The sequence below is a fragment of the uncultured Brevundimonas sp. genome (assembly GCF_947305955.1).
In the GTDB taxonomy this organism is placed as follows: Bacteria; Pseudomonadota; Alphaproteobacteria; order Caulobacterales; family Caulobacteraceae; genus Brevundimonas.
Genome location: NZ_CAMZFB010000079.1, coordinates 1 through 6,422 on the forward strand (window position 1 = coordinate 1; position 6,422 = coordinate 6,422).

A 6,422-nucleotide genomic window follows, 5' to 3' on the forward strand; every position below is an offset into this window, starting at 1 on the left:
CAGCGCCCGATCACCTATATGTTCAACGGTGGTCCCGGCTCGCCGACCATGTGGCTGCACATGGGGGCCTTTGGTCCGGTGCGCGTGGAGACCGATGATCCCGTCTATGAGCGTCCGGCACCGAACCGTCTGACGCCCAACGACATGACCCTGCTGGACAAGACGGACCTTGTCTTCATCGACATGGTGGGCGCGGGCTATTCGCGTCCGCTGGGCGATGCGCCGGGTTCGACCTTCTGGGGCGTGGACGCCGACGCCGACACCTTTGCCCGCGCCATCCTGCGCTACACCACCAAGAACAACCGCTGGGCCAGCCCGAAATATATTCTGGGCGAGAGCTATGGCACGCTGCGCGCCGGTGCGCTGGCCTATCAGCTGCACGACCGCGGCCTTCAGCTGAACGGCGTGGTGCTGCTGTCGTCGATCATGAACTATGGCGTGCGCCAGCCGGGCTATCCGCAGAACTTCGTCACCCTGCTGCCGACCTATGCGGCGACCGCGTGGTACCAAAACGCCATCAACCGCAATGGCGTGACGCTGGAACAGCACGTTGAAAAGGCGCGCCAGTTCGCCATCGGCCCGTACACGACGGCGCTGAACAAGGGCCACTTCATTAGCGACGCCGAGAAATCGGCCATCGCCCGCGAGATGAGCGCCCTGATCGGTATCGATCCGAGCTTCATCGAAGCGGCCAACCTGCGTATCGAGCTGAGCCCGTTCCGCAAGGAGCTGCTGCGTGACCGCCACCAGACCGTAGGCCGTCTGGACACCCGCTATATCGGCATCGACGCCAGCCATGTGACCGGATCGCCGGAAGAAGATCCGGCCTCCAGCGCCGTGACGGGGGCCTATGTCAGCCTGTTCCAGGACTATGTGGCCAATACGCTGAACTTCCGTACCGATCTGGATTACCGCCAGTCGGCACGCGGCCTGCCGGGGTTTGACTGGAACTGGAGCCACCGCTCGCCGCTGGGCGGGGTGCAGACCACGCCGAACACGGCGATTGATCTGGCGACCGTCATCCGCCGCAACCCGCACATGAAGGTGCTGTCGCTGAACGGCTATTACGACGCGGCCACGCCCTTCTTCTCGACCGAGTATGATCTGGCCCAGACCATGCTGGAGCCGCACCTGCGCCGGAACATCGAGTTCACCTACTATGAGGGCGGACACATGATGTACACCAGCCGCGAGCCGCTGGTGGAGCTGTACCGCGACCTGTCGAAATACTACGACGAGACCTCAAACGGCGGTCTGCGCTGATAGAGAAAAGGCCCCGCAGATCGCTCTGCGGGGCCTGTTTCTTTAGCGGGGTGAGGAAGCTCAGGCTTCGACCAACTGGCCGCAGATAAAGGCTTCCTCGCCCGCGTTCAGCAGGGCGGCGAGGATCGGCTCGGCGTTCTCCGGCGAGGCGATCAGGATGAAGCCCACGCCGCAGTTAAACGTACGGTGCATTTCGTGGGTGTCGATCTCGCCCACTTGCTGCAGCCATTGGAACACCGGCGGCATTTCCCATGCGTTCCAGTCGAACTCGGCCTTCAAGCCCTCGACGATGCAGCGCGGCGGGTTTTCGATCAGGCCACCGCCCGTGATGTGGGCACCGGCCTTGACCAGACCGGCCTTCATCAGCGGCAGGACCGACTTCACATAGATGCGGGTCGGCTCCATCAGGGCCTCGGCCAGCGTCTTGCCCTCGGCGAACGGCGCGGCACCGTTCCAGCCCAAGCCCGACTTCTCGACCACCTTGCGGACCAGCGAATAGCCGTTCGAGTGTGGCCCCGACGAGCCGATGCCGATGATGACGTCACCGGCCTTTTGCTGATCGAGGTAGGGCAGGACCTGACCGCGCTCGACCGCACCGATCGAGAAACCGGCGAGGTCGTAGTCGGAGCCTTCGTACATGCCCGGCATTTCGGCGGTCTCGCCACCGACAAGGGCCGAACCCGACTGGCGGCAGCCCTCGGCGATGCCGGCGACGACGCGCTTGGCGGCGTCAACGTCCAGCTTTCCGGTAGCGTAATAGTCGAGGAACATCAGCGGTTCAGCGCCCTGTGCCAGCAGGTCGTTGACGCACATGGCCACCAGATCGATGCCGACGCCGTCGTGCATGCCGGTCTCAATCGCGATCTTCAGCTTGGTGCCGACGCCATCGGTGGTCGAGACGATCAGCGGATCGTTGAAGCCAGCAGCCTTGAGGTCGAACAGGGCACCGAAACCACCCAGCGATGCCTCGGCACCCGGACGGCGGGTCGATTTCGCCAGCGGTTTAATGGCATCGACGAGGCGTTCACCGGCGTCGATATCCACGCCAGCAGAGGCGTAAGTCAGGCCGGTTTTGGGGGCTTCGGAGGTGTCGCTCATCGGTCACGGCTCAAAAACAGGGACGAAAAATTGCCGTAGCCTCTTGCCACGACGCTGTCGTGCGGCGCTATAGCACCAACATGACGCCAATCACCACCAATGACGCACTGATTTCTTTCTGCGAGCGTTTGGCCAAGGCCCCGTTTATTACCGTTGATACGGAATTCATGCGGGAAACGACCTATTGGCCGAAGCTGTGCCTGATTCAGGCCGCTGCGTCCCCGACCGATGCCGCGATCATCGACCCTCTCGCCGAGGGTCTGGATCTGGAGCCGTTCCTCGCAATCCTGCGCGACGAATCGATTCTCAAGGTTTTCCACGCCGCCCGTCAGGACGTCGAAATCTTCAACCGTCTGGGTGCGATGCCGCGTCCGATGTTTGATACGCAGGTTGCCGCCATGGCCGCCGGTTTCGGCGATCAGGTTTCCTATGAGGCACTGGTCCGCCAGATGCTGCGTCAGGAACTGGACAAGGGCAGCCGCTTCACCGACTGGGCACGCCGCCCGCTGTCGGAAGCGCAGCTGACCTATGCTCTGGGTGACGTGACGCACCTCGCGGCCCTCTATCCCAAGCTCCGCGACCGCCTGCAAAAGGACGGCCGTCTGGACTGGGTGATGGGCGAGATGGACGCTCTGGTCGATCCGGCCCTTTATGACACCACGCCCGAGAATGCGTGGAAGCGTCTGAAGCCCAAGAAGTTCAACGCCAAATATCTGGCGGCCTTCGTGGCCACCGCCGTCTGGCGCGAACGCACCGCGCAGGAACGCGACCAACCGCGCGGCCGTATCCTCAAGGACGAGGGTATCGACGAAATCGCCGTCCAGACCCCGACCGATCCGGATGCCTTCAACCGCCTGCGCTCGGTGCCCAAGGGTTTTGGTGCCTCGCGCATGGGTCTGGAACTGGCTGCAGAGCTCAAGCGCGTTCTGGCCGATCCGGAAGCCCACGCGCCCAAGCTGGAACGCCCCAGCGCCCACCAGCCCGCACCGCCGTCGGTGGTCGAGCTGCTGAAGGTGCTGCTGAAGGCCAAGAGCGACAACGAAGGCGTGGCCTCCAAGCTGATCGCCACCGTGTCGGACCTCGAAAAGATCGCCCTGAACGACGATGCCGATGTCGAAGCCATGAAGGGCTGGCGTCGCAAGATGTTCGGTGACGATGCGCTGAAGCTCAAGCGCGGCGAAATCGCCCTGGTCCTGAACGGACCGCGCGTCGAGATCGTCGAGATCGAAGACTGATCCGCACCGGATCAGACCAATAGAAAAGGGACCGAAGCCGCAGGGTTTCGGTCCCTTTTGGTTTTAGAACTCGGCCAGTTCCAGATCGAGCGCATCGGCCAGCGCCTTGGCGCGGCGGCGGGTCTGGCTGCCCAGCAGCATCGAGCCATAGCCTTTGACAGCGGTGACCCGCAGCGTGCCCTTGCTGATGGAGATGGCGGCATTGGACAGAAGCTGGGGCGAACGGCCGGACAGATCACAGGCCAGACGCATGGCCAGACCCAGTGCGCGGGCGCGCTTTACCCCTGCGGGTGACAGCAGCCGATCGACGATGGCGGGCTTGTGAACCGCGTTGGCCCCGCCATAGCGTGCATACATTGCCGTGGCGAGGAAGGCGCGTTCGGCATGGTTCTGGCCCGCGATGGGGGACCACAGAACCTGATCGAAAACCAGCTCGGGGCGGTGGTCGGGGTGCAGGCGGGCACCGATATCGGCCAGTCGGCAGACCGACGACATCAACAGGGCGTCGCGCTCCTCGCCGAAAACTTCCGGCAGGGCCGAGGCTATGGGTTGCAGCCAGCCATCCAGCGCGCGCGGCAGGGCAGGGTCCACGCCCTGACGACCACCCCACGCGGAGCATCCGGCCAAAAGCGGATCAATGGTTCGGGTGCGCTCGTCCATCCCTGCGTGAAGCAGGCCCTCGCGCACGCCCCACGCGGAAAAGACGATGGTCTCGATCTTCAGCTGATCGATCAGACCGCGCAGGTTCAGTGCCGCATAGGGCAGGGTCTCGGCGCGACGCTTTGAAACGCCCGGATGTTTTTCCAGATCGGCCCGCGAGCGTTTGACGACATAGTCGGCCAGTTCGCGCGCCTCGTCGGCGGACATCGCATATTGGTGCACGATCCGCAGGGGGTGGTCCTGCATCTCCATGTGCATCTGGGCCAGCGTCCGCCATGCACCGCCCACGGCGTTGAAGGTCTTGGTGCGATAGTCGTCCGATACCTCGGACAGGACCTTTTTGATGCGGCTCTCGACGCGCTTGGCGTCAAAGCCCTTTGAACCTGCCAGTACGAACGGACCCAAGGGCAGGGTGATGCCCGGCCCCTCGGCTCCCAGCCGGTTCAGCTCAAGGCTGGCCCCGCCCAGATCGCCGACCACGCCATGGGCGGTCGGGTCACCCGCAACCACGCCGGCGGCGGCATAGCGGGCTTCTTCCTCGCCGCTGAGGACGCGGATATCCAGCCCCGTCAGCTCATAGACCTTTTCGCAGAAGGCCGGACCGTCGGACGCCTCGCGCACAGCGGCCGTTGCCGCCGTCAGCACCATGTCGGGCTGCACCCCTTCGATCACCGCCGCGAAACGGCGCAGGGCGACGAGGGCCATCTCTACCCCCGGCTCATACAGCTTTCCGGTCAGGGTGATGTCACGGCCAAGGCCCGCGAGGACCTTTTCGTTGAACATGGTCCACACCGCACGGCCTTCCAGCCGGTACAGCACAAGGCGCACCGAGTTGGAGCCGATGTCGATGATGGCGATCTGTCGGGACGGATATTCGATTTCGGGCATTAACGCGCCTTCTTACCCGACGACCCGCCATAGGATAGCGCGCTGGGCAGGGTCTTCACCTTGCGGCCACGACCCGACAGACTGGGGTTGGTCATGAAGTATTTGTGGGCCGAGAAGGGCCGCTCGGTGGTCGATTCCGGCACGCGGCTATAGGTGCCGTCCGGCTTCAGCGTCCACGACTGGGTGTCGTCCTTGAGGTTGGCGACCATGATCTGGTCCAGAACCTGATCGTGGACGGTCGGGTTGTGGATGGGGGTCATCAACTCAACGCGGCGGTTGAGGTTGCGCGGCATCCAGTCGGCAGACGAGATGAACAGCTTGGCCTTGTTGCTGGGCAAGTCGTGACCGTTGGCAAAGGCCACGATCCGGCTGTGTTCAAGGAAGCGGCCCACAATGGATTTGACGCGGATATTCTCCGACAGACCCTTCACCCCCGGACGCAGGCAGCAGATGCCGCGCACGACCAGTTCGATGCGCACGCCCCACTGGCTGGCCTTATAGAGGGCGTCGATGATCTCGGGGTCCACAACCGCGTTCATCTTGGCCCAGATGGCGGCGGGCTTGCCCATGGCGGCGGCCGACATCTCGTTGCCGATCAACTCCAGCAGGGTGGTCTTCATGTTGAGCGGCGAGACGACCAGCGCCTCAAGCTCGTCCGGCTCGGCGTATCCGGTGATGTAGTTGAACACCCGCGTGGCATCGCGACCCAGCGTTGGGTCACAGGTGAACAGGCTGAGGTCGGTGTAAATCTTGGCCGTGGTCGGGTGGTAGTTGCCGGTGCCGAAGTGGCAATAGGTCCGCAGCGCCTCGCCCTCGCGCCGCACGACGACGCTGAGCTTGGCGTGGGTCTTGTACTCCACAAAGCCGAAGACGACGTGGACGCCCGCCCGTTCCATCTGGCGCGCCCAGCGCAGGTTGGCCTCTTCGTCAAAGCGGGCCTTCAGTTCGATCAGGGCGGTGACGTTCTTGCCCGCCTCGGCAGCCTCGATCAGAGCCGCGACGATGGGGCTGTCCTTCGAGGTCCGGTAAAGCGTCTGTTTGATCGCCAGAACGTTCGGATCGCGGGCGGCCTGACGCAGGAACTGCACCACCACATCGAAGCTCTCGAACGGGTGGTGGATCAGCATGTCCTTTTCACGGATAGCCGCAAAGACATCGCCGCCGTTGTCGCGCACCCGCTCGGGATAGCGTGGCTCATAGCCCTTGAACTTCAGCTCGGGGTGGCCTGCGGGGATCAGTTCCGACAGTTGGGCCAGACCCAGCATGCCATCGACGATG

5 protein-coding genes are annotated in these 6,422 nt (G+C 63.7%); 2 read left to right on the forward strand and 3 right to left on the reverse strand.

Annotation, left to right across the window (positions count from 1 at the left end; all coding sequences use genetic code 11):
- On the forward strand, nucleotides 1-1,263 hold a 1,263-nt coding region (locus Q0Y42_RS13710), incomplete at its 5' end, for a peptidase S10 (protein ID WP_297804862.1).
- A gap of 60 nt (nucleotides 1,264-1,323) precedes the next feature.
- On the opposite strand, the gene purM is transcribed toward Q0Y42_RS13710, so the two are convergent.
- Nucleotides 1,324-2,361, reverse strand: coding sequence for a phosphoribosylformylglycinamidine cyclo-ligase (purM, locus tag Q0Y42_RS13715; RefSeq protein WP_297804865.1), 1,038 nt, complete (start codon nucleotides 2,359-2,361; stop codon nucleotides 1,324-1,326).
- Between the two features lie 80 nt (nucleotides 2,362-2,441).
- On the opposite strand from purM, the gene rnd reads away from it, so the two are divergent.
- Nucleotides 2,442-3,596 (forward strand): ribonuclease D, encoded by a 1,155-nt coding sequence (rnd, locus tag Q0Y42_RS13720; RefSeq protein WP_297804868.1) that lies wholly within the window; start codon nucleotides 2,442-2,444, stop codon nucleotides 3,594-3,596.
- A gap of 63 nt (nucleotides 3,597-3,659) precedes the next feature.
- Here rnd and Q0Y42_RS13725 read toward each other — a convergent pair whose 3' ends face one another.
- Entirely contained in the window at nucleotides 3,660-5,144 is a 1,485-nt protein-coding gene (locus Q0Y42_RS13725; RefSeq protein WP_297804871.1) for a Ppx/GppA phosphatase family protein, read from the reverse strand.
- Nucleotides 5,144-6,422, reverse strand: a 1,279-nt coding sequence (ppk1, locus tag Q0Y42_RS13730) for a polyphosphate kinase 1 (protein WP_297804874.1), incomplete at its 5' end; no start/stop codon positions are given. The genes ppk1 and Q0Y42_RS13725, both read right to left, overlap by 1 nt.

Bases quoted from the DNA above. Each gene is read 5' to 3' on its own strand.
- rnd (WP_297804868.1), top strand. From the start codon at position 2,442: ATGACGCCAATCACCACCAATGACGCACTGATTTCTTTCTGCGAGCGT.
- purM (WP_297804865.1), bottom strand. From the start codon at position 2,361: ATGAGCGACACCTCCGAAGCCCCCAAAACCGGCCTGACTTACGCCTCT.
- Q0Y42_RS13725 (WP_297804871.1), bottom strand. From the start codon at position 5,144: ATGCCCGAAATCGAATATCCGTCCCGACAGATCGCCATCATCGACATC.